Below are 26,394 nucleotides of genomic sequence, written 5' to 3'. Positions count from 1 at the left end.
AGTCAGACCGCCGAACCGCCGCCGTCGACGTGCAACGTCGAGCCGGTAATGAAACTGGCACGTGGTGAGCTGAGGAACAGTACGGCCTCGGCGATCTCGGCCGCGTGGGCGGTGCGGCCCAGCGGCAGCGCCTTCCCGAGTTCCTCGTTCACCTCGCCCCATTCGGCGGCGACCCCGGGCGTGCGGGTCGGGCCGGGTGCCACACTGTTCACCCGCACCCCACCCGTCCCGAACTCCGCGGCCCACGTCCGGGTCAGGGATTCCAGGGCAGCCTTGGAAGCGCTGTAACCGGATGCCCCCGGCACACCCTTGGACGCCACCATTGTCGTCACGTTGACGATGCTGCCCCTGCCGCGCCGCAGCATGCCCGGCACCAGTCCGGCGACCAGGAAGTAGGCGCCCCGGACGTTGGTGTCGAACATCGTCTCGAAGGCGGAGATGTCCTGATCGACGGTCAGCGCCGAGGGAAAGCTGGCGGCGTTGTTGACGACGATGTCGACCTCTCCGCACTCCCGCACCAGCGCATTCACCGATTCGGCGTCGGCCATGTCGGTCTGGACGAACCGAGCGTTTGCGCCGATCGTCTCAACTGCCCGCGCACCTCGCGCGGGGTCTCGTCCCGAGATGATGACGGTGGCACCTTCGCTGGCGAGCAACCGGGCCGATTCCAGCCCGATGCCCGCCGTTCCACCGGTGACGACGGCAGTCTGATTAGTCAGTTCCATTCGACGCACCTTTATTGCGCGCCGCTCGACGCGCTCGAGGCCATCCAGTCGCTGAAACGCGTGGGATAGATGGTCGCGTCTTCCCCGTCGATCGGGACGATGGTGTCCTCGTGGAGCACTGCACCGTAATAACGGGCCGCCGGATCGGTCACCACCTGGCGCGCGTCACCGGTGGCGGCGAACCGGTTGCGGATGAAGTCGTCCATCCCCAGCTTTTCCGGACCGGCGATGTTGACGATCCCATTGACCGGTTCGTCGGTCGCCGCACGGGTCACGGCCACCGCGACGTCCGAGGCGGCGATGGGCTGAAACGCACCGTGCGGTGCCCGGACCGTGTCGCCGTCAGCCAGCGAATCGGCAATGCCGTCGACGAATTCGAAGAATTGAGTCGCCCGCACGATCGTGTACGGCGCACCGGATTCGGTGATCACCTGCTCCTGGGCGATCTTGCCCCGCATGTAGCCACTGTCGCCGGCCCGGTGCACACCCACGATCGACAGCGCGACGTGGTTGCGCACGCCGGCGGCACGCTCGGCCTCGAGGAGATTGCGAGTCGAGGTGGTGAAGAAGTTCAGCACATCCTCGTCGGTCCAGGACGGTGAGTTGGACACGTCGACAACCACGTCGACGCCGGCCATCGCTTCGGCGACGCCCTCACCGGTCAGACTGTTGACACCCGAGCTTGGCGACGCCGAAACGGCCTCATGTCCCTGCTCGGTGAGGTTGGCGACCACCTGCGATCCAATCAGCCCGGTGCCACCTACGACCAGAATTTTCATTGCCACGCCTTTCCAAGTCTCTCCCGATGAACTGGCACCTTCAGCATGGCGTGGCCAGGGGGTCGGGCGAACCCTTGAAAGTCCGTAGTCAATCCGTAGGACGCAGTTGCCGGCGCGACTTTATGCCTAACTTGGCGAACACCTTCCGCAGGTGCCATTCCACGGTGTGCGTGCTGATGAATAGTTGTGCGGCGATTTCCGGGTTGGTGAGGCCGTCGCCCGCCAGTTTGGCGATCTGCGCCTCCTGCGCGGTCAACTCGGTAGTCGGAGCCGCCGCGCCTTTGCTCACCTTCTGCCCGGTCACCAGAAGTTCGCGCCGGCTCCGTTCGGCGAACCCCGCGGCGCCCATTCGGCTGAACATCTGGAGCGCGGTGTGCAACTGGTCGCGGGCGTCGACGCGGCGGTTGCAGCGGCGCAGCCACTCGCCGTAGAGCAGATGCGCTCGGGCGAGATGGACGGCGATCCTGGTGTTGCCCAGTCTGTCGATCGCTTCCCGATAGTAGTTTTCGGCCCCGCGATCATCGGAGAGCAACGCGCGGGATCGCGCCAATACACCTGCAGCCCAATCTGTTTGGCTGTTGGCAACACGCTCTTCGAGTTGGGCCAGGGCGCGGGCTGCGACGCCTTGCTCGCCGCTGCGGGCAGCGGATTCGATCAGTTCGATCAGGCACCAACCGAACAGGCCCAGGTCGTCGTCCTCGCATGCCCGCCGCGCGGCGGTGTAGGCCTCCTCGTAGCGGCCAAGGCCGTTGTACAGGACCGCGGTGGCAAAACTTGTCAGGCCGATCACCCGGCCTTCGCCGCGGGCGACGCCGTCGTGCCGCGCTGACTCGATGAGGCGCAAGGCATCGGATTCGCCTCCGCGCAAAGCGGCCAGCAACACCGAGTGGTACTTCACCGGGGCGTAACCGGTGGCCGACGTGATCGCGTCGGCCTCCTCGATCAGAACCGCCGCGGCGGTGAACTCTCCGGCCTGGACATGCACACCGGCGCGGTACACCAGGGCAAGCGGCAGGACGGCCAGCGCTCCGGCTTCACGGGCCATCCGCACCGCGTGGCTGGCCAGTTGATGCCAGACCTCGTCGTCCCATAGTTCGTGCGCCGCGGATTCCTGCACGATCGGGAATGCCTGCCAGAACCACCGCATGATGTCGTCGCTGCCCCGCTCAGCGTCCGCCCGGATGAGCGTCAGGGCCTCGCGCAGCGTCGCCACGCTCGCCGAGTGGCCGTCGGTGGCCCGGATCGCGATACCTTCCAGCAGCAGGTCGACCGCCCGCACGGGATGCGGTCCCGACGGTGCGGTGCGCGCGGCCGCGGCCGTCATCCGGATACCGCCGTGCGGGCACAGACGCCCACCGAACAATGCCGCACCTACCGCTTCCAGGTAGGTCTCCCGCGACTGGGCATTGTCGAGCGCGGCGAGTTGCCGGGCGGCGTCGAGCAGCCCGACAGCTGAATCCGAGACGGTCGGCGCGTCGGGATCACCACTGCGGCTCCTGGCGAAGGCGATCTGGGCGCGCAACCGGGTGAGCTGCGCCCGCTGCAGAGCGGTCAGCGACGCCGCTCCCGACTCCGCGATGCTCAGCAGTTCGTCGGCGGCGTCGAATGCTGCCGCATCGCGTTTGGCCTGGGCGGCGGTCAGCGCCCGGGTCGCGCGAAGCGTCGGGTCAGCGGTCAGCCGGGTCGCGCGCTCCAGAAAGGCGGCCGCCGCAGCCACCCCACCTCGTGCCTGCGCGCGCTCTGCGGACAGCTCGAGCTGCACCGCGACGGACTCGTCCGGCCCGCTCGCGGCCAACGCGAGGTGCCAGGCACGGCGATCCGGATCGGCATCGCCGTCGGTGGCGTCCGCCAGGGCTCGATGGGCACGTCGACGCTCCATCAGACCCGCCGCCCGGTAGGCGGCCGAACGGACCAGCGGGTGGCGGAACCGCACCCGGGTCCCGACGTCGATCAGTCCCTCCTCTTCTGCTCCGGCCGCCGCGTCCTCGGGCAGTCCCAACCGTGCGGCGGCGCGCATCAACAGCGCCGAGTCTCCGACCGGTTCGGCCGCGGCGGTGAGTAGTAGCCGCTGGGTGTGATCGGACAATCGCTCGATGCGGCGCAGGAAAGTCTGTTCGATCTGCCCGATGAGCGGCTGCGCGTCCGGGGGCCCGAAGCCGCCGGCCAACTCATCGGCGGTCAGACCCTTCGGCAGCTCCAGCAGGGCCAGTGGATTGCCGCGGGTTTCGGCGACGATACGGTCGCGAACCTGATTGTCCAACCGGCCCAGGATCACCGAATCCAGCAGTGCTCGTGCCTCACTGGCATTGAGTCCAGCCAGGACCAGCTCTGGGAGTCCGGCCAACTGCTCGCGCAATCCCTCGCGTGCCGCGAAGACGATGGCCACCGGCTCGGCAACCAGTCGGCGGGCAACGAACGCCAACGTCTGGGCCGACACCCGATCGATCCACTGCGCATCGTCCACCAGAAAGAGCAGCGGCTGACGCTCGGCGGCCGCTCCGATCAGGCTGAGCGCGGCCAGTCCGACCAGGAAGCGATCGGGGGCGGGTCCGGCGCTGCGGCCGAAGGCGATTTCCAGTGCGTCCCGCTGTGGGGCGGGCAGTCCACCGATGCAGTCCTGCAATGGTCCGCAGAGTTGATGCAGAGCGGCGAACGCAAGCTCCATCTCGGACTCCACGCCAGCGATCCGCGCGGTTCGGAAACCCGCAGCTCGTTCCGCCATGAAATCCAGCAACGCCGTCTTGCCTATCCCGGCTTCGCCGCTGAGCACCAGTACCTGGCTCTGGCCCGACCGGGCCAAGGACAGCAAACGTTCCAGGGATGCGCATTCCGCGCGCCGACCCTGTAGACGAAGAGCTCGATCGATGATCACCTGCGGGTTGACCTTACCGAGCAGCTTTCTTGCTGTGTTAAATCAACTGCTTGACTTAATGTGGTCAACGCCGATTAACTCGACGGGTGCTCAATGAACTGGCGGACAAGGTCGCCATCGTCACCGGTGCGGCTTCGGGTCTCGGCCGCGGGATAGCGAAACGATTCGTCGCCGAGGGCGCGCGGGTCGTCATTGCCGATGTCCAGGCCGACGGGGGCCAGGGGTTGGCGGACGAGTTGGGCCCGAACGCCGTCTTCCATCGCACCGACGTTTCCGATCCCGACCAGGTCGGAGCGCTGGTGGCGACGGCTGTGGACAAATTCGGCGCACTGCACGTCATGGTGAACAACGCCGGGGTCTCCGCGCCCCTGCGGCGCTTGCTCGACGACGATTTCGCCGATTTCCACCGCGTGATGGCAGTCAACGTACTTGGGGTCATGGCCGGCACTCGCGATGCCGCGCGGCACATGGCGGCCAACGGTGGGGGATCAATCATCAATCTGACGTCCATCGGCGGGATCCAGGCCGGGGGCGGTGTGATGACCTACCGTGCGTCCAAGGCGGCGGTCATCCAATTCACCAAGTCGGCGGCAATCGAGCTGGCATCGCACGAGATTCGCGTCAACGCGATCGCGCCCGGCAACATACCGACGCCGATCCTGGCGTCGGCTGCCGGGGACCTGAATCCGGAGGAACTCGAACGATTCGAATCCCGGATTCGTCAGGGGATGCGCGACGACCGACCGCTGAAACGCGAAGGTACTCCCGACGACGTCGCCGAGGCCGCACTGTATCTGGCCACCGATCGATCGCGCTACGTCACCGGCATCGTGCTGCCGGTGGACGGCGGAACGGTGGCAGGCAAAGTGATCCGGCCGCGCAAGCGGGAATGACCGCACGGTAATGACCGCATCGGGCGAAGACCGCGCCGAATTAAATCAGTCGCTTGACTTAATCGGCGCCGAAGCGTTGACTGGCCGGTATGACCACTGTCGGCCGGGTCGTGCGCAGCGAACGGGCCAGCTCAACGCAGGAGGCGATCCTGGTCGCAGCCGAGCGGCTGTTCGCCGAGCACGGCGTCTTCGCGGTGTCCAACCGGCAGGTCAGCGAGGCGGCCGGGCAAGGCAACAACGCCGCCGTGGGCTATCACTTCGGCACCAAAGCCGACCTGGTGCGCGCTATCGAGCACAAGCATCGGGGCCCCATCGAGCACTTGCGCGAGCAGATGGTGGCCGCGTTGCCGGCCGCTGCCGAAATGCGTGATTGGGTCGGCTGTCTCGTCCGGCCGCTGACCGATCATCTGGAAGCGCTCGGCAATCCCACCTGGTATGCCAGATTCGCCGCCCAGGCGATGACCGATCCCGCCTACCAGAACATCGTCGTAAAGGACGCGCTGAGTTCGTCGTCTCTGGTTCAGGTGATCGACGGGATCAGCCGTTGCCTGCCTGACCTGCCCGTCGATATCCGATTTGAGCGAAACATCATGGCGCGCAACCTGTTGATGCATACCTGTGCCGATCTGGAACGGGCGCTGGCAGAGGGCACCCCGATGCCCAGGCCGTCCTGGCGGGCCGCCGCCACCGGACTGATCGATGCGATCGTCGGACTGTGGCTGGCACCCGTCACCGCTGCGGATGAAGAGGCAGTTAGATGAAAATTACTGTCAATCAAGATACTTGCGCTTCGTCCGGGAACTGTGTGATGAACGCGCCCGAGGTTTTCGACCAGCGTGACGAGGACGGCGTCGTCGTCCTGCTCAACCCGAGCCCACCCGCCGACCAGGCCGAGGGGGCCCGCAAAGCGGCCCTCTTCTGCCCGGCGCTGGCGATCCACATCGAGGAGTGAACGTGTCCGACACACTCACGGATAGCACCACCGACACCGGTATCCCGGAATATCCGATGCCACGCGCGGCCGGCTGCCCGTTCGCCCCCCCGCCGGACGTGATGGCCCTGGCCGAGGTCAAACCGCTGTCCCGGGTGCGCATCTGGGACGGCAGCACGCCCTGGCTCATCACCGGCTATGAGCAGTGCCGCGAGCTGTTCTCGGATTCCCGGGTCAGCGTCGACGACCGGGTGCCCGGGTTCCCGCACTGGAACCAGGGCATGCTGTCGACCGTTCACAAGCGCCCGCGGTCGGTGTTCACCTCCGACGGTGAGGAACACACCAGATTCCGCCGGATGTTGTCCAAGCCGTTCACTTTTCGGCGGGTGGAAGGCCTGCGGCCGGCGATTCAGCAGATCACCGACGAGCACATCGACGCGATGCTGGCCGGGCCGAAACCGGCAGATATCGTCACCGCACTGGCGTTGCCGGTGCCATCACTGGTGATCAGTCAGCTGCTCGGGGTGCCCTACGAGGACGCCGAAATGTTCCAGCACCACGCCAATGTCGGGCTGGCCCGTTATGCGACCGGCGAGGACACCGTCAAAGGCGCGATGAGTCTGCACAAGTACCTATGCCAGTTGGTCGAAACGAAGATGGAGAATCCGGCCGAGGACGCGGTCTCCGATCTGGCCGAGCGGGTCAAGGCCGGGGAACTCACCGTCAAGGAAGCAGCCCAGCTCGGTACCGGCTTGCTGATTGCGGGGCACGAGACCACCGCGAACATGCTCGGGCTCGGAGTGCTTGCCCTGCTGGAGAATCCGGACCAGGTGCCCGCCATCCGTGATGCCGAGGACCCCAAGATCGTCGCCAACGCGGTCGAGGAATTGTTGCGCTATCTCAGCATCATCCAGAACGGTCAGCGCCGGGTGGCCGTGGAAGACATCGTGATCGCCGGTGAAGTGATCCGCGCGGGCGAAGGCATCATCATCGATCTGGCGCCGGCCAACTGGGATGCACAAGCATTCACCGAGCCAGAGCGCCTGTATCTGCACCGCTCGGGTGCGGACCGCAATGTGGCCTTCGGCTACGGCAGGCACCAGTGCGTAGGACAGCAACTGGCCCGCGCGGAGATGCAGATCGTGTTCCGCACGCTGTTCCAGCGCGTGCCCTCCCTGGAATTGGCCGTCCCGCTCCAAGACATCCCCTTCAAACACGATCGCCTCGCCTACGGCGTCTACGAGTTGCCGGTCACCTGGTAAGCCTCAGCCCACCGAGAAGTATGTGAAAGGTCAACGATGACGACACCATCCAGCACTCTGTATCCGCCGAAAGGGTTTGGCGCACCGAAAGACCGACGTGGGCATGCCATCGGCAGCAATGTCGGTCTGCCGGCCGGCACCGAGGTCTTCTCCGCCGACAACCACATCTCTCTCGCCGCGGACATCTTCTACGAGCGCTTCCCCGAAGACCTGAAGGACAAGGCCCCGCGCATCTGGTATGAGGACGGCGCGTATCAGGTCGGCCGTAAGGGACAGTCGTTCCTGCCGGGGGATTTCAGCGCGGTGCTGATGCAATACGACGACCTGCCCGGGGCCGCCAGCACCAACATCGACGCCCGGATTCAGGAACTGCGTGAAGACGGTGTGGACAAAGAACTGGCATTTCCCAACGCGGTGCTGGCGCTGTTCCACTACCCGGACAAGAAACTCCGTGAGCTCACCTTCCGCATCTACAACGAGTACATCGCGGAACTCCAGGAACGCTCCAACGGCCACTTCTATGGCGCCGGTCTGATCAACTGGTGGGACCCGGTCGGCACCCGCAATACACTTGCCGAGTTGAAAGCGCTGGGGCTCAAAACGTTTCTGATGCCGCTGAACCCGGGCAAGGACGACGACGGTAACCCGATCGACTACGCAAGCACGACAATGAGCGCCGTGTGGGACGAGATCGAGGCCGCGGGCATCCCCGTCACCCACCACATCGGTGAGACGCCGCCCAAGAGCCCATGCGAGTTCAACAGCGTGGTGGTCGGCATGATGATCAACATCGACGGCTTCCGGGAAACGTTCTCCAAGTACATCTTCGGTGGCATCCTCGATCAGCACCCCGGTCTGCGGGTCGGCTGGTTCGAGGGTGGGATCGCCTGGGTGCCGTGGGCGCTGCAGGATGCCGAGCACCTCGTGGCTTCTTATCAGCACATGTTCAACCGGCCGTTGCAGCACGACGTCCGGTACTACTGGGACACCCACATGAGTGCGTCGTTCATGGTCGACCCACTGGGCTTGGAGCTGATCGACCGGATCGGCGTCGACAAGGTCATGTGGTCCTCGGACTACCCACACAACGAGAGCACCTACGGGTACTCCGAGAAGTCACTTGCCGCTGTCGTGGACGCGGTCGGTCCGGAGCGGGCCGCTCGGGTCGTGAGCGGCAACATCCGCGAATTCCTGGGCCTGTGACCATATTTGCCGACGCGACGGGGCTGACCATCCCGGAGCACCCGGACCTATCCCGGATGCGCCGGGAAACCGGAGCACGACTACGGACCGCCATGGCCGAGCGCGGGGTCGACGCCCTGGTCCTGCTGGGCAACAATGCTGTGGTCTACGCCACCGGTTCGAGCTGGCCGCTGGGAGATGCCGGGGTATCGTACGTCGAACGTCCGGTGGCCGTCGTACTGGCCGACGACCCCTGGCCGCATTTGTTTCTGCCGTTCCGTGAGGGCGCCGCGCAGGAATCGGGCCTGCCGGCCGATCACCTGCACGGTCCTGTCTACCTCGAATTCGACGAAGGGGTAGACGATTTCGGCCGACTACTGGCCGACCTGGTGCCGGCCGGATCGTCGGTGGCGGTAGACGAATTCACCGGAGCGATGTCGCGTGCCCGGAACACGTTGTTCCCCAACGGCGTTCCCACCGACGCCGCAGCTGTGATCAGCGCCGCCAAAGTGATCAAGACACCGGATGAACTGGCCTGTATCCGCGCCGCCATCCGGATAACCGACGAGGCGATGGTCGAAGTTCACCGCTCACTTGTGCCCGGCATCCGCCAGATCGACCTGTCGGCCCGCTTCCTGCGCCGGGCTTTCGAGTTGGGGGCAATGGCCAGCATGCTCGAACCGATCTGGCAGGTGATGCCGCAGACCAAGGCCGACGGCGTCTGGACCACCCACGGAGACCTGGCGTTACCGCTGTTGAGCACGGAACGCGAACTGGCCAAGGGCGACGTGCTGTGGACCGACGTCAGCATCACCTACCAGGGTTACTGCTCGGATTTCGGCCGGACCTGGATTGTCGGACAGGACCCCTCGCCGCGACAACAGGCGCAGTTCGAGAAGTGGCGCGAGATCATGAATGCTGTGCTGGGTGTGGCCCGCGCCGGCGCAACCGCCGCCGACCTCGGCCGGGCGGCCATTGACGCCAACGGCGGCACCCGGCCGTGGTTGCCGCACTTCTATCTGGGCCACGGCATCGGCGTCAACGCCGCCGAAATGCCGATGATAGGAACGGATCTCGGCGCACAGTTCGACGAGAACTTCATCCTTCAGCAAGGCATGGTGCTGGTGCTCGAGCCGGTGGTGTGGGAAGACGGCACCGGTGGCTACCGCAGCGAAGAAGTCCTGGTGATCACCGAGGAAGGTTCGACACGCTTGACCGACTACCCCTATGACCCTTATGTCAACTGAGGTTCTGGCCGACGCCCGCGCCCTGCGCGGTGGACGACGCGAGCGCGCATTGGCGCAGATGGCCGAGCACGACCTGGATGTGCTGGTGCTGGGACGGCAGGCAAACGTCCGTTACGTCACCGGTGCGCCGCAGTTGTGGGTCGCCGGCACTCGGCCGTTCGGCCCCACCTGTGTGCTGGTCCGCGCGACGGGTGCCATCCACCTGCTCAGCACCTGGGACGAGGGGGTGCCCGAGGATATTCCGCACGAGAACCTGTACGGCATCTCCTGGAATCCGGCGAACACCATCGCGGCGCTGCAACGCATCGACGGTGCGGCCACCGCCCGCCGCGTCGGGACCGACGCGCTCTCACCGGTTTTCGCGCAGTTGCTGCCCACTGCGTTCCCCGCTGCCGAGCTTGTCGACGGAGAACTCGCGATGCGCGCGGCCCGGCGTATCAAGACAGAAGCGGAAATCGGCGCGCTGCGGGAATCGATCGCGGTGGCCGAGTCTGGGTTAGCCGCTGCCTTAGCCGAACTACGGCCGGGAGTAAGCGAACAGATGCTAGCCGGCGTGCTGCTGGAGGCACTAGCCGCGGGAGGCGTCAGCACGCCGTCCAATCAGGATGTAGCGTGGGCGACTTCGCGCGAACACCCCTGGCGACGCACTACCCACGGAGGTCAGCTGCAGGCCGGTGATCTGGTCGCGCTGTCAGCCGGCGTCGTGGCCGGTGGTTACATCGGCGAAGTGGGCCGTACCTGGCCGGTAGGCGATGTCCCCGGTGCCGCAGCGCTATTCGATCGTTGGGAGCGTTTGTGGTCCCTGCTGCTAGCCGTCTGTCAGCCGGACGCCGGGGCCGGTGAGTTGCTGGCCGCCTATGCCGCGGCCGGTGAACCGGCACCGCCGATGCCGGTCGCCCGGGGACTGGGTATGGGCTTCGATCCACCGGTCATCTCCGCGAGCCTGCCCCGGACCGCCGGTGCCGAGCGTCTCGAACCCGGCATGGTCCTTGCCGTCACGGGCTACGTCTGGGAGGCGGGCGTCGGGGCGGTCTTCGGACGCGAAGCGGTCTTGATCACCGCCGACGGACCCGAGGTGTTGACTGCAAGTCCCTTCTGGCGGCGGTGACCGATGGCCGTCAAGGCGGAGAAGATCATTCGCTACGACCAGGACGCCAAAACCCGGATCGCCACGATCACCTTCGACCGCCCGGAGTATCTGAACGCGCCGACGATCGCTGCACGGCAGCGCTACGCCGACTTGCTGCACCGCGCCAGCCTCGACGACAAGGTCAAGGTCGTGGTGATCCGCGGTGCAGGCGACAACCTGGGATCAGGCGCGGACCTCGAAGAGTTCATGCGGGCCAAAGATTCTCCCGACCCAGGCCCGCTGCTCGCCGAATTTCGCGTCGGCCCCGACGAAATAACCTACCCGCCAAAGGGATCCTTCCGCCATGGGGCATCGGTTGGGCAGTGGTATGCCAACCCCAATTCGGGCATCCGCGGCCTGCAGGATTTCAAGAAGATCAGCATCTTGGAGGTCAAGGGTTACTGCTACGGGTGGCACTTCTACCAAGCGGCGGACGCCGACCTGGTGATCGCCAGCGACGACGCCCTCTTTGGTCATCCGTCGTTTCGCTACTACGGGTGGGGACCACGAATGTGGTGGTGGGCGCAGACTATGGGTATCCGCAAATTCCAGGAAATGGTCTACACCGGGCGGGCATTCACCGCTGCCGAGATGTATGACTGCAATTTCCTCAACAGCGTGGTGCCCCGAGCGAAACTCGAAGCCGAGGTGGCGAAGTATGCACTGGCTTGTGCCCGTAATCGCCCTACTGACACGGTTTTCATGCAGAAGACGTTCTTCGAAATCATGAAACAGTTCCAGGGTGAGTACATGGGCAGTGTGCTCAGCGGCTTCTTCGAGTCCGCCGGTGGCGCGGTGCGGGCGGATGCGGACGACTTCTCCCTCGACACCGCCATCGATCGAGGTCTTGGTGACGCGGTCAACGATAACGACCGCAAGTTCCCCCCGGAATGGCGTCTGAGCAAGAAGGCGCGACCGCCCAAGGACGCCAAGCGGAAGAAAAAGCCCTAGTGGCGCCACCGCTGTCCGGCTACACCGTCATTGACCTGTCCACCGGCATCGCGGGTGCGTACTGCACGAAACTACTCGCCGACGGTGGTGCGGAAGTCATCAAAGTCGAACCACCAGAGGGCGATTCGCTACGAACCTGGACGGCGTCGGGGGTACCGGTGGCTCCCGGTGCGGACGGTGCGTTGTTCAGCTTTCTGGCGGGGTCGAAGCACAGCGTCGTCGTCGACCCAGCCGACGCTGACGATGCCCAGCTGGTGAACCGACTGCTGGCCGCCGCGGACGCCGTGGTGTGGTCGGCCGGGTCGGCTGTGGCTGAGTTGTTCACCCCACACGGGATCTTGCACCGCCATCCCCACCTCGTCGTCGCATCGATCACACCGTTCGGCCTGGACGGCCCGTGGCGGCACCGCGCGGCAACCGAATTCACCCTGCAGGCCTGGTCTGGCGGCATCATCGGGTTGGGACGCGGCGTGGCAGACCGGGCGCCGGTGTTCGTCGGCGGTCAGGTCGGTGAGTATCTGGCGGGTGCCTACACCAGTGCCGCCATGCTCGCCGCACGCAACCTCCACTGCGGCCAGCTGATCGACCTGTCCATGCTGGAGACGCAAATCCTCGGCCTCACTTACTATCCCGTCACCTACTTCGAGATGCTCGGACGTCCGTGGCGGGACACCAGACGGCCCACCGTCCCCGGGGTGGCCGCAGCCCAGGACGGCCTGGTGGACCTCGGGTGTGGAACCGCCCAGCAATGGTTCGACCTGTGCGCGATGGTGGGGCATCCGGAATGGATCGACGAGAACTCGGCGTTGACCATCACCGAGCAGGCCAATATCCATGCCGATGAAATCTACGAATGGGTGCGCGGCAATCCGGCCGACGAGATCCGCGAGCTGGCCACCGCCTTCCGGATACCCAACGCCCCCGTCGCCAACGGGGCAAATGTCGCTGCACTGGACCACTTTCAGGAGCGCGGCTCATTCATGCGCAATCCCCGGGATGGTTTTCAGCAGCCCCGCCATCCCTATCGGATGAAGCCCGCACAGCTCCAGGAACCCGGCCCGCCGCCCCGGCTCGGTGAACATACCGCCCTCTACCGGGCCACCGAATTGCCCGCCCGTCGCACGCCGGACCGGCCAGCACAGCAGTTGCCGCTGCAGGGTATTCGGGTCCTGGACATGACGACCTTCTGGGCCGGACCGTCTTGCACCCACTTCCTGGCCATGCTCGGCGCCGAGGTGATACACGTGGAATCCACCCGGCGCCCGGACGGAACCCGGCTCATCGCCGGTATACCGGCCACCGAGGAGCAGTGGTGGGAGAAATCGCCGATCTTCGCCGCCCTCAACACCAACAAGAAGGGTCTCACGCTGGACTTGCAGAGCCCGCGCGGGCGCGAGTTGCTGCACCGGCTCATCGCCACCTGCGACGTGGTCGCGGAGAACTTCACGCCCCGCGTGCTGGATTCAATCGGTCTGGATTTCGCTGCGATACAGCGCATCCGGTCCGACGCGGTGGTGTTGCGCATGCCTGGCTTCGGTCTCGACGGGCCGTGGCGTGACAACCCGGCCTTCGCCTACGTCATCGAGTCCGCTTCCGGGTTGAGCTGGCTGACCGGCTACCCCGATCGCACACCGTTCGAGCCGTACTCCGTTGGCGATTCCAACGCGGGGGTGCACGCACTCAACGCGCTGCTGCTCGCTCTTGAGCATCGCCGCCGGACCGGGCAAGGGGTGCTGGTGGAAGCGGCCATGGTCGACGCGGCCCTGAACATCGCGGCGGAGCAGGTCATCGAGTACTCCGCGTACGGCGCGCTGTTGCAGCGAGCAGGCAATCGCGGGCCTACCGCGACTCCGCAGAATCTGTACCGCACCAACGAGATCGACGAATTCGGGCGACTCGACAGTTGGGTCGCGATCGCGGTGGCAACCGACCAGCAGTGGGGCCAGTTGCGTGACGCTCTTGGATCACCTCCGTGGGCGGTGGATCCGACATTGACCACAGCGGCTGGCCGCCGTGCGCACCAGGACAGCATTGACGAACACCTGGCCGCGTGGTGTGCAGACCGGACCGCGGAGCAGATCGTCACGGTCCTCTGGGACGCGGGGGTGCCGGTGGCCAAGGTCCTGCAGCCGCACCGGCAGACGGAGATTGCACAACTGTTTTCGCGTGGCTTTTTCGAGACGGTCGATCATCCGGTGTGCGGCACGGCTAGGCTCAGCACCGTGCCCATGCGGATGTCCGGCGGTCCCTGCCGGTTCCATACCCAGCCCGCGCCGCTGCTCGGACAACATAACCATGAGCTGCTGGCGGAATTGGGCGTAACCGACGCGGAGATCGCCGAATTGGAGGCAGACGGAGTGATCGGCTGCTCGCCGGGATGATCAGCCGCGTGTTTGTCCGCGGGGGTGAGCGGTGAGCATCGATCCCAAAGACATCCTGCTCACCGGCCGCGTCGCGGTGGTCACCGGCGGCGGCGCCGGTATCGGACGCGGCATCGCGGCCGGGTTCGCGGCTTTCGGTGCGCGGGTGGCCATCTGGGAGCGCGATCCCGACACCTGTGCGACTGCTGCGCAATCGATTGGCGCACTGGGAATCACCGCCGACGTGCGGGACAGCAGCCAGGTCGACGCCGCTCTGGCGCGCACGGTGACCGAGCTGGGCACGCCGACGATCCTGGTCAACAATGCCGGTGGCGTGTTTTCGTCCCCACTGCTGGAGACCAGCGAAAACGGTTGGGACGCACTATATCGGGCGAACCTGAGGCACGTGCTGCTGTGCACTCAGCGGGTGGCGCGGCTCATGGTGACCGCCGGGCAGCCAGGCAGCATCATGGCGGTCACCTCGATCGAAGGGGTGCGGGCGGCGCCCGGATACGCGGCATACGCCGCCGCCAAGGCAGGCGTCATCAACTACACCAAGACCGCCGCACTCGAGTTGGCACCCTACGGCATCCGGGTCAACGCGATAGCCCCTGACATCACCATGACCGAAGGTCTGGCCGCCCTCGGCGGTGCGGACGCCAGTGCCGCGATGGGTGCCGTCGTTCCGTGGGGACGGCCCGGCCATGTCGACGAAACTGCCAGCACCGCAGTGTTTCTCGCTTCCGACATGTCCACCTACATCACCGGCCAGACCATCCACGTCGACGGTGGAACACACGCCGCGGGCGGCTGGTACCACCACCCGGAGACCGGCGGATACCAGCTGGGACCGTAACCGGTCGTCCGCTCGCGCAACTCAGTAGCGCCAGCCTTCGGCTGCCTGTTCGTCGAAAGTCCGGTCGATGCGTTCGAACCGGCGGCGGATGGACGCGCGGGATGCCTCGTGCGGCAGCACATACAGGCGGTTCGCCAGGATCGCGTCGGCGGTCAGGCGAGCGACGTCGTCAACGGTCAGCGCATCGTCCTGGGCCGGGAGCGCACTCAGATCACCACTCAGTTCGGGTGCTGCGGTCAGTCCGCCGTCCGCGCCGCGGATGCGTTCGGAGTTGGCCACCAGCCTGGTCTCGATCACCATCGGGCACAGCACCGAAACCCCGATGCCGTTGGCCCGGACCTCGCGTGCCAATGTCTCGGCCAGAGCCACGACGCCGTACTTGGCAACGCCGTAGGTGCCCAGTCCGGCGTTGGGCACCAGCCCGGCGAAGGACGCGGTGAACGCGATATGACCGCCGGTGTTCTGCTCGAGCAACCGCGGCAGGAACGCCTCGACCGCGTGGATGTTGCCCCACAGGTCGATATCGATCACCCAGCGCCAATCCTCATGTGTCATCTGCGCAATGGGGCCGGCTATGCCGACGCCGGCGTTGCTGAAAAGCACGTCGACGCGGCCGAGCAGCTGAAACGACTCGGCCGCGAGATTGGTGACGTCATCGAGATGACGGACGTCGCATGCGACACCGTGTGCCTCGAATCCGTCACTGCGCAACTGGGCAACTGCCCCGTCCAGACCCGGTTTGTCGATGTCGGAAAGGACAACCTTGGCGCCGCGGCGAGCGAGCTCTTTGGCGGTGGCCAAGCCGATGCCACTCGCGCCGCCGGTGATGACCGCGCCGCGGCCGTCGAAACCTTCCATAGGCGCAACCCTATTTCAGGCAACTCCCAGCGTCGACGGGAAGGGTGACACCGGTGATGTACCGGGCTTCGTCGGAGGCGAGGAACAGCACCGCATTGCTGATGTCCTGCGCGTCAACCCACGGCACAGGCAACGTGTGGAACATCTGACAGATCGGCGCCATGTCGTCGGGACCCGGATTCTCCAGATCCGGGCGGAACATCTTCCACGTTCCCTCGTTCATGATCATCCCGGTGCTGACATGCGTGGGGTGCACCGAGTTCACCCGAATCATCTTCTGCCCCAATTCGACTGCGAATGAGCGCATCAAGCCGACTACACCGTGTTTGGCCGCAACGTAGTTGCCGCAATGCGGATACGCCTTCAGCCCGCCGACCGAACTGGTCAGGATGATCGAACCTCCGCGCCCGCCGGCAAGAAGGTGGGGCACACCGGCTTTGACCGTTTTCCAGACGCCGGACAGGTTCACGTCGAGCATTTCCTGCCAGTCGTGTTCGCTGCATTGATCCAACGTGTCGCCACCGTTGCCGATGCCGGCGTTGGCAACAATGATGTCCAGTCGGCCCAACTGGTCGACGCCGGCATCCACCGCCGCCTTTAAGCCGTCATAGTCTCGGACATCGACTTCGGCGGTATAGATCTGCCGGTTGTAGCTCTTGACCAGATCGGCGGTCTCGGCCAGATCCTCTGGTGTCGCCGCCGGAATCGGACTGGTCTCCACGACTCGTTTACATACGTCGATGGCGATGATGTCGGCACCTTCTTGGGCCAATCGAACCGCGTGACTGCGGCCCTGACCGAGTGCGGCACCAGTCACGAAGGCGACTTTTCCTGCAACCCGCCCTTTGCCGTCTTCCGTCATTGTTACCTCGTTTCCTGATTCAGCCGAGAATTGCCGGCATGGATTCCCAACCCCGCACCGTGGACGTGGGGGACAGCTTGGCGTCGGTAAGGTCGACATCCCAGTCGGGGAAGCGCTTCAAGATCTCCTCGAGCGCGATCCGGCCCTCCAGTCGGGCCAACGCCGAGCCCAGGCAGTAGTGGGTTCCCACGCTGAACGTCAGGTGCTGATGCGGCTCGCGGCGGATGTCGAAAACGTCTCCGTCCGGCGGGAATTGGCGGTGGTCCCGGTTAGCCGCTCCGATCAGCATCATCATGACGCTGCCTTCGGGCACGCGCTGTCCGTAGTACTCGACGTCGCGGGTGACGTACCTCGCCACGTGCGGTGCCGGCGGCTCGTACCGCAGGAGTTCCTCTACAGCGGCCGGGATCAAGGCCGGGTTCTCGACCAAGGCGCGCCGCTGATCGGGATGTTCGGCGAGCACCTTGCCCGCCCACCCGATCAGGCGGGTAGTGGTCTCGTTGCCCGCTCCCGACACCACGGTGACATAGGTGAGCAGTTCGTCGCGGCGCATGCGGCGGATGACACCCGTCTCGTCCTCGAACTCGGCATTGAGCAATTCGGTCATGATGTCGTCGGACGGGTGCTCGGCGCGCCAGTCGATGTACTGGCCGAAGAACTCGCCGTTCAGCATGGCCTCGGCGGAGAACTCCATCGGCTTGCCGGCTTCGGTGCGCATCTGGGCATTCGCGAAATCGCGTGCGGCCTCTTGGTCTTCCTCGGGGACGCCGAGCAGCATGCCGATCACCCGCATCGGCATCTGTGCGCCGAGGTCGTTGACGAAGTCGAATCGGCCGGTCCCGATCAGCGGATCCAAGCTGCGCGCACAGAACTCGCGGATCTTGGGCTCCAGCGCATTGATCTTGCGCGGAGTGAACATGCGCGACAACAACTTACGGTAGATGTCGTGGACCGGTGGATCCTCGAAGATGAGTACCCCGGGCGGCATGTCGATGTTGGCCCGGATGAGTTCGAGGATTGCGCCTCTGGCTGAACTGAAGGTCTGGTAGTCGACGATCGCGTTGTTGACGTCGGTGAAGCGGCTCAGTGCATAGAAGTCGTGCTGCTCGTTGTAGTAGAGCGGCATCTCTTCGCGCAGTCGCCGGAACATGGGATAGGGGTCGGCGTTGAGCTCGATGTCGTACGGGTCGAAATAGACGTCGTTGGCTGCGCTGACTGTCACGGGTAATTGCCCTCTCGCCGGTAACGCGCTACCCCGTTCGGCAGAGGAGCGCGACGAAGCCGCCTTTAGAAGCCGCTTGTCGAAGCCGCCTCTAGAAGCCGCCTTTAGAACTCTGTCATCACCCACCAACGAGTGTCAACGTGGAATCCATTTTGGCTATTTCTAATTCTTTCAATCAGAGAATAGCATTCTCATAACGATGAGAGCGTGCGATATTCGCTCATGCGACAAACGAAGGCTGAATTACTTGCCGGCAAATCCGCGCGAGCAGAAGTCCCAGACCTCGTCGGCCCCGATCGGGTGGACCGTCGCGTCATCGGACCCCCCGCTGGACTGCGCGATGAACATCACCGTCTGCATCGTCATGGCCGCCACCCGCTTTGGATTGACGTCGCCACGCAACTTGCCGGCTTCGCCCGCGGCCTCCATCAACTCGGTGAGCAATGCCAGGAGCGGGGCGTGTGCGATCTTGACCTCGGCCGGGTGCGTTACCAGCAAACGGGGCGCGAAGTCGGTAAAGAGCGGCCGCTTTGCGGCGGGGTCGGGCCTCGAAGCCTCGTAGAGCAATTCGACGGCGACCTTGAGCCGTTCCAGCGGATCGGTGTGACTTTCGGTGGCGGCGCGGATCTGATCCGCGGACCTGCTCAACGCGTCTTCGAACAACGCGAGCAGAAGTTCGTGCTTACCGTCGAATTGCAGGTAGAAGCTGCGTAGCGACTGGCGCGACCGGTCCACGACCTCTTGGACGGTAAAGTCCGTGCTGCCCTTCTCGATGATGATGGCTTGCGCGGCGTCCAGAAAACGCTGAACGCGCTGTGCTGCCCGCAATTTCGCGGTCTTGATGGATCGCTCGACGGCCCGCTGTTTCCAGGCCGGTTCTTCGCTGGGGTTCGTCACGGGCGGCTCAGGAGATTGCCGCGAGGAGAGAACATGGTTGGACTGTACCGGAGAACGTCGTGCCATCGCGGTGCTCGACCTCCTCACGGACGATGTCTTGGAGATTGTAACTTCCTCACGGCGAGAATACTATTCTCTTAGACGCGTGTTTGGGAAGTCGATTCGTGAGAGCGAACCTTGGCCAGCCCGATAAGCCCCGCCAGCCCGATAAGCCCGATAAGCCCGATAAGCCCGATAAGCCCGATAAGCCCGATAAGCCCCGAGGAGTCCTGTGCAGCTGACCTTCGATGCCGACGTCGAGGCATTTCGCGCCGAATTCATCGCATTCCTCGAACAGCATCTGCCCGACGAGGCCGAGGGGATCGCACGACCGCGGTCGTGTTCCCATCTCCCGGAGTGGGCCGCTCGTTGGCAACGCCTGCTGTTCGACAACGGTTGGCTACTACCGGGCAATCCGCCTGAATTCGGGGGCCGCAACGCTTCGCTGCTGCAGCAATACGTGCACGCCGACGAGATGGCCCGGCGCCGGATCTACCGCAGCTTCAATCCGCAGGGTGTCGGCATCATCGCGGCATCGTTGTTGTCGTTCGGAACAGCCGAACAGCAGCAGCGTTGGGCGGTACCGATTCTGCGGGCCGAGATCACCGCATCGCTCGGGATGAGTGAACCCGGCGCCGGATCGGACCTGGCGTCGCTCAAGACGCGCGCGGTGCTCGATGGCGACCACTTCGTGGTGAACGGACAAAAGGTGTGGACATCAGGCGCCCACGATGCCGATGTGTTGCTGACGTTCGTGCGCACCAACACCGATGTGCCAAAGCACAAGGGCATCAGCGTATTGCTGATCCCGACGGACACGCCCGGGGTGGTGTGCCGGCCGTTCCCGTCGGTGTGCGATCACGACGACGTCGAATTCAACGAGGTGTTCTTCACCGACGCGCGCGTGCCGGCCGAGAATCTGGTGGGCGAACTCGACGGCGGCTGGCGAGTGGCACACGGTTCCCTGGGCCACGAACGCGCGATGTTGTGGTTGGACTACGCGAACCTTTTGGACCAGCTCACAACCGATTACACGCCAAACGGTGTGCTGGAGCGGGATCGCTACGCCACCCTGGTGATGGACGCGCGAGCGATGCGACTGCTGGGCTCCGCGGCGACGGCCCGTGCGGCGCGCGGGGAAGAGGACGTGCCGGCGCAGTCAGTTCTCAAGCTCCTCGGGTCAGAAGCATTGCAGCGTGCCGCCGAGGACGCGTTGAATGCCAAGGGGGCCGACGGTCTCGTTCACCCGGCGATCACCGCGCCGTTCGCGCCGCTGAATCTTGATGACTACTACGGCAGTTGGTTCGATCGGTACGCGCGCAGCTTCGCCGGCACCATAGCCGGGGGAACCTCAGAGATCCAACGCAACATCATCGCCGAGCGAATACTGGGCTTGCCCCGCAACTAGCGACCAAAAGGGCGCCGCGAGTGTGCATCTCGCGACGGTAGGCCCGCGTGTCGCGTCGTGAATTTCACACTCGGCGTCAAAGGTGGGCAAGCCGCGGGGCAAAACCCTTGGCGCGCAGGATCGATCCGGCTTCACGGGTCAGCTCGCGCGAGCTGCCCAGCAGCCCGTCGAGCACCAGCGCACGCTTGATGTGGCGGTGCAGCGGGTGTTCGGCGGTAAAGCCGATACCGCCGAGGACCTGTTGGCAGTGCCGCGCGGCAGTCAATGCTGCCTGCCCTGCAGCGGCTTTGGCGAGTAGACAGGCCAGTTCGTCAGGTTGATCGGCGGCGGCCTGCAGCGTGGCTTCGGCACCCTCGAGGGCAACCAGCGTCTCTGCGAGCCGGTGGCGGACCGCCTGAAATGAGGCCAGGGGACGGCCGAACTGCACCCGATCCAGCGCATGCTGTCGCGCCAAGGACAGCATTGCCCGGCCGGTGCCAACCAGCCACCAGCCCAGCGCGACACGCCCTTGTCCCAACGGCACCGGCTCACCCGCTGCCGTCCGCCGGATCGGCAGCTCTTCATCAAGTGCGGATGTGGGTTCGTCGGTGCGTTCCCATACCACCCACGAACCGCCCGCAACCGGCAACGCCAGCGTGCCCCCGCCGGGCTTGCCGGCGGCGCGCAGTACGACGTCATTGAGCACCGGTGCATGTGCCCCGGTCTCACCCAGAGATCCGAACACCAAACGAATTGCGGCCTGCGGGATCTCGTCGAGCATGTCGAGCCATCCGAGTTCGGTGAGCGCAGCGTCGAGCTTGGCGCCGGCAGTGCCGGTCATGGCGGTGCGTAGTGAACCCGCGATGAGTTGCAGCTCATCGGAATCGGTCACGCTCACTCCTTCCCGAGGTCCAGCAGCCGGCGGGCGATGATGTTGCGTTGGATCTCCGCTGTGCCGCCATAGATGGTTGCGGCGCGCGAGTACAGGTATTCCGGCCGCCAGGCTGTGTCGTCGAGTTCGAGGGTTGCGGGCAGCAGGTCGTGGACGGTGTCGTAGAGCCGCTGCTCTGCGCCGGCCAGCAGTACCTTGTCGATCGAAGTGTCCGGTCCCAACCGTGCCCCGTCACGTAGCCGGTGTTGGGTGGCACGAGACCGGCAGCGCAGCGTGTGCAGCGCGAGATATGCTGCCCCCAATGAGGATTCGTCCGCCTGGTCCTTGGCGGCCGCTTCGGCGATGAGCGCATCGAAGCGCGAATACAGGTAGGCGATCCGTTGCCAGAAGCAGGTGGACCGCTCATAGGGCAGCAGGTCCATCGCCAAGCGCCAACCGTCCCCGGGACTGCCGAGCATCCGGCTGGACGGAATCACCACGTCGTCGTAATACACCTCGCAGAACTCATCGACGCCGTGCATGGTACGAAGCGGCCGGACCGTGATACCCGGAGTGTCCATGTCGACGAAAAATGCGGTGATGCCGTCGTATCCGGGTGCGGTTCGGGTGAGCAGGATGCAGCGCGTGGCGAACTGGGCGTAACTGGTCCACACCTTCTGCCCGTTGACGATCCAGTCGTCACCGCGTGGCACAGCGCGGGTCGACAACGAAGCCAGATCGCTGCCCGATCCGGGTTCGGAGAAACCCTGGCACCACGTTTCCTGGCCGCTGAGCAACCGCGGCACCATATCCGCGGCGAGTTCCGCTGGCGCGTAATCGATCATGGTGGGGGCCAGTACTTCGACCATCGAGTACGGACCCGGTTCGGCCAGTCGGCGGCCCACCACTTCCTCGCCGACGAGGGCGCGCAACAACGCAGGCCCGCCCAATCCGCCGGCCTCGGCCGGCCAGCCGTAGCGCATCCAGTCTGCCTGGTAGAGCGCGGCGTGCACGCGCGCGAGCTGCCGCATGTGCCCTGCCAGCGTATGGTCCGGCTCTGGTGTCAGGTCGTGCTCGTCGAGCCAGGTGCACAGCTCCGCCCGGAACTGCTCGACGTTCACGGCGTGGGACGGCCCACTGCGTGCGGACGGCCCGAGTCGTGAACTCCGCTACGCCGAATGAAGGTCATGGCACGGGTTTTCAGTCGCCACCCGGCGGCAGTCCGTGCGTAGGTGTCACGGTAGTAGCCGATCCGCATGTCATGCGCGGAGTGTTCGATGAAGCACAACGGCTGGGTGCCGCTCGCCGAATCACCATCGAGTTGTTCCACCAGCGCGGTTCCGGTCATGAACAGCCCCTTGGGCGCGGCGGCCACCAACTCGGGAAACCGGTCCAGGGTGTAGGTGTCGCCGAATGCGCTGTAGGTGCCGTCCGGTGTGAACACGCCGATCAGGCCGTCGATATCGCCCTGGGTGATTGTCACGGCGTACCGGGCCAGCAACTGCTGGATTTCGACCAGGTCGTCAGTTCTGCTTGGCACAGTTGTTGACATAGACCTTGCCGCCTTTCATGACGAAGCTGACGTTTCGGGTGACGGTGATGTCTTCCAATGGGTTTCCCGGCACCGCGATGATGTCGGCTAGAAATCCCTCGGCGAGACGTCCGCGGTCGGGGGAGTTGATCAGCTCGGCTGCGGTCACCGTGGCTGCCCGGAGCACCGCCAGCGGCGGTAGTCCCCATTCCACCAGCGTGACAAGTTCATCGGCGTTGCGGCCGTGCGGGATTGCGGGTGCGTCGGTGCCGACCGCGATCTTCACGCCGGCCTTGTAGGCGGCCAGGATCGAGGTGCGTGATTTCGGAAACATCTCGGCGGCCTTGGCCTGCAGTTCGGGCGGGGCGTGTGAGACGTCCATGCCCTCCGCAAGGCGCCGGGTGCTGACCAGGAATGTCTCGTGCTCGACCATCGAGGCGATCGCTTCGTCGTCGATCAGAAAACCGTGCTCGATGCAGTCGATGCCGGCCGCGACCGCATGCTTGACAGCCTCGGCGCCATGGGTGTGCGCGGCGACCCGCAGGCCCCGCCGATGTGCCTCGTCAACGATCGCACGCAACTCTTCGTCCGAATAGTGTTGCGCGCCAGGTGGTCCCGTCAGTGACATCACCCCACCCGAGCAGCAGACCTTGATCAGTTGGGCACCATGCTTGATCTGGTAGCGAACGGCCTTCCGGATCTCGTCGACCCCGTTGGCGATTCCCTCCTCGACGGTCAACTCCAGCGCGTGCGGCGCGAAGGCGGCGAACATCGTTGGGTCCAGGTGGCCGCCGGTAGGCGTGATCGCATGTCCGGCAGGCACAATGCGCGGCCCGTCGATCCACCCTGCGTCAATCGCCTTGCCCAGCGCGACGTCGAGCAGGTACCCGCCGGTCTTGACGAACAACCCGAGATTGCGCACGGTGGTGAACCCGGCCCGCAGGGTGCGGCGGGCATTACCCACGGCGCGCAGCACCCGGGTCGGCGGATCGTCCTGCACCTGGGACAGGCCCGGCTTTTCGCCACGCCCACCCATGAGCAGGTTGACCTCCATGTCCATCAACCCGGGCAACAGGATTGCTTCGCCCAGATCGAGCACCGAATCTTCCGGCCCCGATGGGCCCGAACCGACTCCGACGATGCGGTCACCCTCGATTCGCAGCACACCCGGCCGGACGATCTCTCCGGCGTCGACGTCGAACAGCCCTGCGGCCTTGAGGGTCAGCTGCGATGAGCCGCTTGCGCGAGGAGCGTCGGACAATGTCAGATCACCGGCTCCCGGATCAACTCCACCCAAGCCGCGCCACTGTCGGGGACCCGCGGTTGCTTCCACGCCTCGACAGGGAACGAGACCATGACCAGTGACTGCATCAGGTGCATCAGTGTGCGCGCGTCCTCGGGCAAGTCGTCGAGCGGGTAGTTGTCAACGTACTCGATGACGTCGCTGAGTCGGGGGAATGCCACTTCGTAGAAGGCTTGCATCTCGGCCATCGTGGAGGCCAGGCGCTTGGCGTAGCGCTCGGGCTCGGTAGCCAGATCCCACTCCAAATAGGGTTCCAGGTCAGCGAATTGAGGCGGTAGCGCCATTGTTCCGGTGCTCCTCTACAAAGTCGTTGGTTACCTTGTGCAGGTGGCGAAGCATGATCTCTTGATCACACAACAGAAAGTCGCTGACGACCCTGGTGCCGATCATGGTCTGTGTCGCTTCCAGCGTGTTGGCGTCCTGCAGCGCGTACTCCTTGAATGTCACCGCGGCCAGTTCCTGCGCCAGCCGTTCGCGTGCGTTACGCGGTGGCACAAAGTACAGCGTCGCCTCGAAGATGTGCTTGTCGACGGCCGTCGGCCAGTAGTGATAGGTGAGGAACCAGCCGGGTTCCCAGATCAGCAGCATGAAGTTCGGATAGAAATGCCACTCGTCGATACCCCACTGCTTGACCTTCTTCGGGTTGATTCCCGGGGGTAGTTCGCCGAAGTTGGCAATGATGTCCGGCTTGTCCCAGGGGCCGAAGAGGCCGCTGCGCAACGCCTGATCCATGGGCTTGACCATCGACATGTCGGCCGGCGGCGCCTGGCCGCCCCAGGTGGAGATCATCGCGTGCGGACTGGCCATCTCGTAATACAGCGCCTCGAAGCCGTACTTGGCAATCTTGGCCGCTTCTTCCTTGGTGTACTGGCCTTGGTGCAGCACCGGTGCGTGGTAGAACTCCGCGAAGGCGTCCATGAACAGCTTCCAGTTGCTGCCCACTTCAGCTCGGTACGAATAGGTTTCGGTCATCTCCCCGAACGGGTAGCCTTCGATCCCTTTCGCCAGCGGTCCGAGGTAATCCAGGAGCGGCTTGGCGTGTTGGTCGAAGTTGATGAAGATGAACCCTTCCCACAACTCGCAGCGAACTCCGACGAGACCATATTGGTCCTTGTCGACGTCGAAGAATTCGTCCTCCTGCTGTATGAACGTCAGGTCACCGTCGAGGTTGTACCGCCACGCGTGGTATTTGCAGGTGAACTGGCGGCAGGTACCGGAGGTTTCCTCGTGCGGGAAGTCGTTCCACACCAACTTGTTTCCGCGGTGCCGGCAGACGTTGTGATACGCCTTGACCGACCCGTCCTTGGTCTTGACGATGATCACCGACATGCCCTTGCCCGCCGACGGCAGCTCCTTGGTGAAGTAGCTGCCTGTGCGCGGTAGGCGGTCGACACGACCGACATTGAGCCAGGTGCGCTTGAAGATCGCGTCGCGCTCGGCCTCGAAGAATGCCGGGTCGATCGAGTCGGTGTAGTCAACCGGCTCCGTGCCCAGGTCGGGATAGTTCTCTGTCCAGCTTCCAGCCGCTGGCTTCGGGAAATGGGCCACTCTTACCTCTCCTCTTCGGGTTCGGTGGTTGTTTCGAGCTGTACGCCAAAAGTGTTGAGCGCCATGGCCAGCATCATGTAGGAGCCGACCGTGAACACGTAGTCCATCCGCTGGCGGGTGTCGAGGCACTTGCCGAGCACAGCCCAGGTCTCGTCGGACAACCGGGACTGCTCGTCCAACTCGTCGACACCGGTAAGGACCGCGCGCTCGAACTCGTCGAAGTCGGTGTCGGCGACTTTGGGCTGACGGGCTGCGTCCACCTCCGCGTCAGTGACGCCTTCCCGCTTGGCCAGGTTCACGTGGTGAGTCCACTCGTAGGCGCATTCACGACGGTTTGCGACCCGCAGGATGGCCAGTTCGCGGATGCGTGGCGGCAGGGTCGAGGTGAAAAGCAGATGCACGTTGAACTTCAAGAATGCCTTGGTCAGCTCGGGATGGTTGACCAGCGTGGTGAGCACGTTCGAGGCGTCGCCGGGATTGCGGCGTTCCGCGGGCAACATGACGGCCAACGCCTGTTCGACAGACTCGTCCCACTGGTCGGCGGGCAGTGGCGGCACGCGCATCGCACGGGGTTCCTCTCGGTCAATGAGAATCATATTCTCATTTCTAACCAATAGACTCACACATATTGATCGGATGGTCAATCCTGGTGCGAGCGGAACCGGACCAGGTGGGTGCGGGCCTGTGGC

At 64.8% G+C, this 26,394-nt stretch carries 25 protein-coding genes and 1 pseudogene; 12 read left to right on the top strand and 14 right to left on the bottom strand.

The window, feature by feature from the left end; genetic code table 11:
• Positions 1–2: 2 nt before the first annotated feature.
• The 3 genes from A5636_RS04585 to A5636_RS04575 form a co-directional block, all read right to left on the bottom strand.
• Positions 3–725, bottom strand: coding sequence for an SDR family NAD(P)-dependent oxidoreductase (locus A5636_RS04585; protein ID WP_065157498.1), 723 nt, complete (start codon positions 723–725; stop codon positions 3–5).
• Positions 726–736: 11 nt separating this feature from the next.
• On the bottom strand, positions 737–1,504 hold the full coding sequence (locus A5636_RS04580; protein ID WP_065157497.1) for an SDR family oxidoreductase: 768 nt from the start codon (positions 1,502–1,504) through the stop codon (positions 737–739).
• An 88-nt stretch (positions 1,505–1,592) separates the two neighbouring features.
• A complete protein-coding gene (locus tag A5636_RS04575) occupies positions 1,593–4,370 on the bottom strand; it encodes a helix-turn-helix transcriptional regulator (RefSeq protein WP_253900496.1) in 2,778 nt (925 codons plus the stop codon).
• A 92-nt stretch (positions 4,371–4,462) separates the two neighbouring features.
• Here A5636_RS04575 and A5636_RS04570 point away from each other — a divergent pair, with 92 nt between their 5' ends.
• The 10 genes from A5636_RS04570 (at position 4,463) to A5636_RS04525 (ending at position 15,187) form a co-directional block, all read left to right on the top strand.
• Positions 4,463–5,269: an SDR family NAD(P)-dependent oxidoreductase gene (locus A5636_RS04570; RefSeq protein ID WP_065157496.1), complete on the top strand. Its 807-nt coding sequence runs from the start codon at positions 4,463–4,465 to the stop codon at positions 5,267–5,269.
• Positions 5,270–5,358: 89 nt separating this feature from the next.
• Positions 5,359–6,030 carry a helix-turn-helix domain-containing protein gene (locus tag A5636_RS04565; RefSeq protein ID WP_065157495.1) on the top strand — a complete coding sequence of 224 codons (672 nt, stop codon included), beginning with the start codon at positions 5,359–5,361 and terminating at the stop codon, positions 6,028–6,030.
• On the top strand, positions 6,027–6,221 hold the full coding sequence (locus tag A5636_RS04560) for a ferredoxin (RefSeq protein ID WP_065157494.1): 195 nt from the start codon (positions 6,027–6,029) through the stop codon (positions 6,219–6,221). Before A5636_RS04565 ends, A5636_RS04560 begins: the two co-directional genes overlap by 4 nt.
• Before the next feature lie 2 nt (positions 6,222–6,223).
• Positions 6,224–7,462, top strand: coding sequence for a cytochrome P450 (locus tag A5636_RS04555; RefSeq protein ID WP_065157557.1), 1,239 nt, complete (start codon positions 6,224–6,226; stop codon positions 7,460–7,462).
• A 36-nt stretch (positions 7,463–7,498) separates the two neighbouring features.
• Complete coding sequence (locus tag A5636_RS04550; RefSeq protein WP_065157493.1) at positions 7,499–8,665, top strand: amidohydrolase family protein; 1,167 nt, start codon at positions 7,499–7,501, stop codon at positions 8,663–8,665.
• 56 nt (positions 8,666–8,721) lie between these two features.
• Positions 8,722–9,891, top strand: a complete 1,170-nt coding sequence (locus A5636_RS04545) for a M24 family metallopeptidase (protein WP_155763589.1) — start codon at positions 8,722–8,724, stop codon at positions 9,889–9,891.
• Entirely contained in the window at positions 9,881–10,999 is a 1,119-nt protein-coding gene (locus A5636_RS04540) for a M24 family metallopeptidase (RefSeq protein ID WP_065157491.1), read from the top strand. The genes A5636_RS04545 and A5636_RS04540 overlap by 11 nt, the downstream gene beginning before the upstream one ends.
• Before the next feature lie 3 nt (positions 11,000–11,002).
• Positions 11,003–11,971 carry an enoyl-CoA hydratase/isomerase family protein gene (locus tag A5636_RS04535; protein ID WP_065157490.1) on the top strand — a complete coding sequence of 323 codons (969 nt, stop codon included), beginning with the start codon at positions 11,003–11,005 and terminating at the stop codon, positions 11,969–11,971.
• Positions 11,911–14,352: a CaiB/BaiF CoA transferase family protein gene (locus A5636_RS04530; RefSeq protein WP_065157489.1), complete on the top strand. Its 2,442-nt coding sequence runs from the start codon at positions 11,911–11,913 to the stop codon at positions 14,350–14,352. Before A5636_RS04535 ends, A5636_RS04530 begins: the two co-directional genes overlap by 61 nt.
• Before the next feature lie 31 nt (positions 14,353–14,383).
• A complete protein-coding gene (locus A5636_RS04525) occupies positions 14,384–15,187 on the top strand; it encodes an SDR family NAD(P)-dependent oxidoreductase (protein ID WP_065157488.1) in 804 nt (267 codons plus the stop codon).
• Between the two features lie 21 nt (positions 15,188–15,208).
• Here A5636_RS04525 and A5636_RS04520 read toward each other — a convergent pair whose 3' ends face one another.
• From A5636_RS04520 to A5636_RS04505, 4 genes are all read right to left on the bottom strand, one after another.
• Positions 15,209–16,045, bottom strand: a complete 837-nt coding sequence (locus A5636_RS04520; RefSeq protein WP_065157487.1) for an SDR family NAD(P)-dependent oxidoreductase — start codon at positions 16,043–16,045, stop codon at positions 15,209–15,211.
• Between the two features lie 10 nt (positions 16,046–16,055).
• Positions 16,056–16,907, bottom strand: coding sequence for a mycofactocin-coupled SDR family oxidoreductase (locus tag A5636_RS04515; protein ID WP_065157486.1), 852 nt, complete (start codon positions 16,905–16,907; stop codon positions 16,056–16,058).
• A 19-nt stretch (positions 16,908–16,926) separates the two neighbouring features.
• On the bottom strand, positions 16,927–18,129 hold the full coding sequence (locus A5636_RS04510) for a cytochrome P450 (protein ID WP_065157485.1): 1,203 nt from the start codon (positions 18,127–18,129) through the stop codon (positions 16,927–16,929).
• A gap of 243 nt (positions 18,130–18,372) precedes the next feature.
• On the bottom strand, positions 18,373–19,026 hold the full coding sequence (locus A5636_RS04505; RefSeq protein WP_065157484.1) for a TetR/AcrR family transcriptional regulator: 654 nt from the start codon (positions 19,024–19,026) through the stop codon (positions 18,373–18,375).
• A gap of 271 nt (positions 19,027–19,297) precedes the next feature.
• On the opposite strand from A5636_RS04505, the pseudogene A5636_RS27820 reads away from it, so the two are divergent.
• Together A5636_RS27820 and A5636_RS27815 are read left to right on the top strand one after the other, a co-directional pair.
• Positions 19,298–19,951: pseudogene (locus A5636_RS27820) on the top strand (acyl-CoA dehydrogenase family protein); the annotation flags it as partial.
• The gene (locus A5636_RS27815) at positions 19,949–20,473 is read left to right on the top strand and encodes an acyl-CoA dehydrogenase family protein (protein ID WP_437339802.1); all 525 of its coding nucleotides are present in this window, start codon (positions 19,949–19,951) and stop codon (positions 20,471–20,473) included. The pseudogene A5636_RS27820 and the gene A5636_RS27815, both read left to right, overlap by 3 nt.
• Before the next feature lie 76 nt (positions 20,474–20,549).
• On the opposite strand, the gene A5636_RS04495 is transcribed toward A5636_RS27815, so the two are convergent.
• The 7 genes from A5636_RS04495 to A5636_RS04465 are packed head-to-tail and all read right to left on the bottom strand — an operon-like array spanning position 20,550 to position 26,268.
• Positions 20,550–21,293 carry an acyl-CoA dehydrogenase family protein gene (locus tag A5636_RS04495; protein WP_081287602.1) on the bottom strand — a complete coding sequence of 248 codons (744 nt, stop codon included), beginning with the start codon at positions 21,291–21,293 and terminating at the stop codon, positions 20,550–20,552.
• A gap of 53 nt (positions 21,294–21,346) precedes the next feature.
• Positions 21,347–22,444 (bottom strand): acyl-CoA dehydrogenase family protein, encoded by a 1,098-nt coding sequence (locus A5636_RS04490; protein ID WP_065157481.1) that lies wholly within the window; start codon positions 22,442–22,444, stop codon positions 21,347–21,349.
• The gene (locus A5636_RS04485; protein WP_065157480.1) at positions 22,441–22,875 is read right to left on the bottom strand and encodes a nuclear transport factor 2 family protein; all 435 of its coding nucleotides are present in this window, start codon (positions 22,873–22,875) and stop codon (positions 22,441–22,443) included. The genes A5636_RS04490 and A5636_RS04485 overlap by 4 nt, the downstream gene beginning before the upstream one ends.
• The gene (locus A5636_RS04480; protein WP_437339801.1) at positions 22,847–24,115 is read right to left on the bottom strand and encodes an amidohydrolase family protein; all 1,269 of its coding nucleotides are present in this window, start codon (positions 24,113–24,115) and stop codon (positions 22,847–22,849) included. The genes A5636_RS04485 and A5636_RS04480 overlap by 29 nt, the downstream gene beginning before the upstream one ends.
• Before the next feature lie 2 nt (positions 24,116–24,117).
• Entirely contained in the window at positions 24,118–24,441 is a 324-nt protein-coding gene (locus tag A5636_RS04475; RefSeq protein ID WP_065157479.1) for a hypothetical protein, read from the bottom strand.
• The gene (locus tag A5636_RS04470; RefSeq protein ID WP_065157478.1) at positions 24,416–25,705 is read right to left on the bottom strand and encodes an aromatic ring-hydroxylating oxygenase subunit alpha; all 1,290 of its coding nucleotides are present in this window, start codon (positions 25,703–25,705) and stop codon (positions 24,416–24,418) included. The genes A5636_RS04475 and A5636_RS04470 overlap by 26 nt, the downstream gene beginning before the upstream one ends.
• A gap of 2 nt (positions 25,706–25,707) precedes the next feature.
• Positions 25,708–26,268, bottom strand: a complete 561-nt coding sequence (locus A5636_RS04465; protein ID WP_065157477.1) for a carboxymuconolactone decarboxylase family protein — start codon at positions 26,266–26,268, stop codon at positions 25,708–25,710.
• Positions 26,269–26,394 lie beyond the last annotated feature (126 nt).

Origin of the sequence: Mycobacterium asiaticum (assembly GCF_001673315.1) — a bacterium.
In the GTDB taxonomy this organism is placed as follows: domain Bacteria; phylum Actinomycetota; class Actinomycetes; order Mycobacteriales; family Mycobacteriaceae; genus Mycobacterium; species Mycobacterium asiaticum_B.
Note: the sequence above shows the minus strand (reverse complement) of the source record. Positions and strands in the feature narration are given on the sequence as shown.

Excerpts from the sequence above, each read along its gene's own strand:
- A5636_RS04585 (WP_065157498.1), bottom strand. The coding sequence starts at position 725 with ATGGAACTGACTAATCAGACTGCCGTCGTCACCGGTGGAACGGCGGGC.
- A5636_RS04580 (WP_065157497.1), bottom strand. The coding sequence starts at position 1,504 with ATGAAAATTCTGGTCGTAGGTGGCACCGGGCTGATTGGATCGCAGGTG.
- A5636_RS04565 (WP_065157495.1), top strand. The coding sequence starts at position 5,359 with ATGACCACTGTCGGCCGGGTCGTGCGCAGCGAACGGGCCAGCTCAACG.
- A5636_RS04560 (WP_065157494.1), top strand. The coding sequence starts at position 6,027 with ATGAAAATTACTGTCAATCAAGATACTTGCGCTTCGTCCGGGAACTGT.
- A5636_RS04550 (WP_065157493.1), top strand. The coding sequence starts at position 7,499 with ATGACGACACCATCCAGCACTCTGTATCCGCCGAAAGGGTTTGGCGCA.
- A5636_RS04545 (WP_155763589.1), top strand. The coding sequence starts at position 8,722 with ATGCGCCGGGAAACCGGAGCACGACTACGGACCGCCATGGCCGAGCGC.
- A5636_RS04540 (WP_065157491.1), top strand. The coding sequence starts at position 9,881 with ATGTCAACTGAGGTTCTGGCCGACGCCCGCGCCCTGCGCGGTGGACGA.
- A5636_RS04535 (WP_065157490.1), top strand. The coding sequence starts at position 11,003 with ATGGCCGTCAAGGCGGAGAAGATCATTCGCTACGACCAGGACGCCAAA.
- A5636_RS04530 (WP_065157489.1), top strand. The coding sequence starts at position 11,911 with ATGGCGTCTGAGCAAGAAGGCGCGACCGCCCAAGGACGCCAAGCGGAA.
- A5636_RS04520 (WP_065157487.1), bottom strand. The coding sequence starts at position 16,045 with ATGGAAGGTTTCGACGGCCGCGGCGCGGTCATCACCGGCGGCGCGAGT.
- A5636_RS04515 (WP_065157486.1), bottom strand. The coding sequence starts at position 16,907 with ATGACGGAAGACGGCAAAGGGCGGGTTGCAGGAAAAGTCGCCTTCGTG.
- A5636_RS04495 (WP_081287602.1), bottom strand. The coding sequence starts at position 21,293 with ATGACCGGCACTGCCGGCGCCAAGCTCGACGCTGCGCTCACCGAACTC.
- A5636_RS04485 (WP_065157480.1), bottom strand. The coding sequence starts at position 22,875 with ATGTCAACAACTGTGCCAAGCAGAACTGACGACCTGGTCGAAATCCAG.
- A5636_RS04475 (WP_065157479.1), bottom strand. The coding sequence starts at position 24,441 with ATGGCGCTACCGCCTCAATTCGCTGACCTGGAACCCTATTTGGAGTGG.
- A5636_RS04465 (WP_065157477.1), bottom strand. The coding sequence starts at position 26,268 with ATGCGCGTGCCGCCACTGCCCGCCGACCAGTGGGACGAGTCTGTCGAA.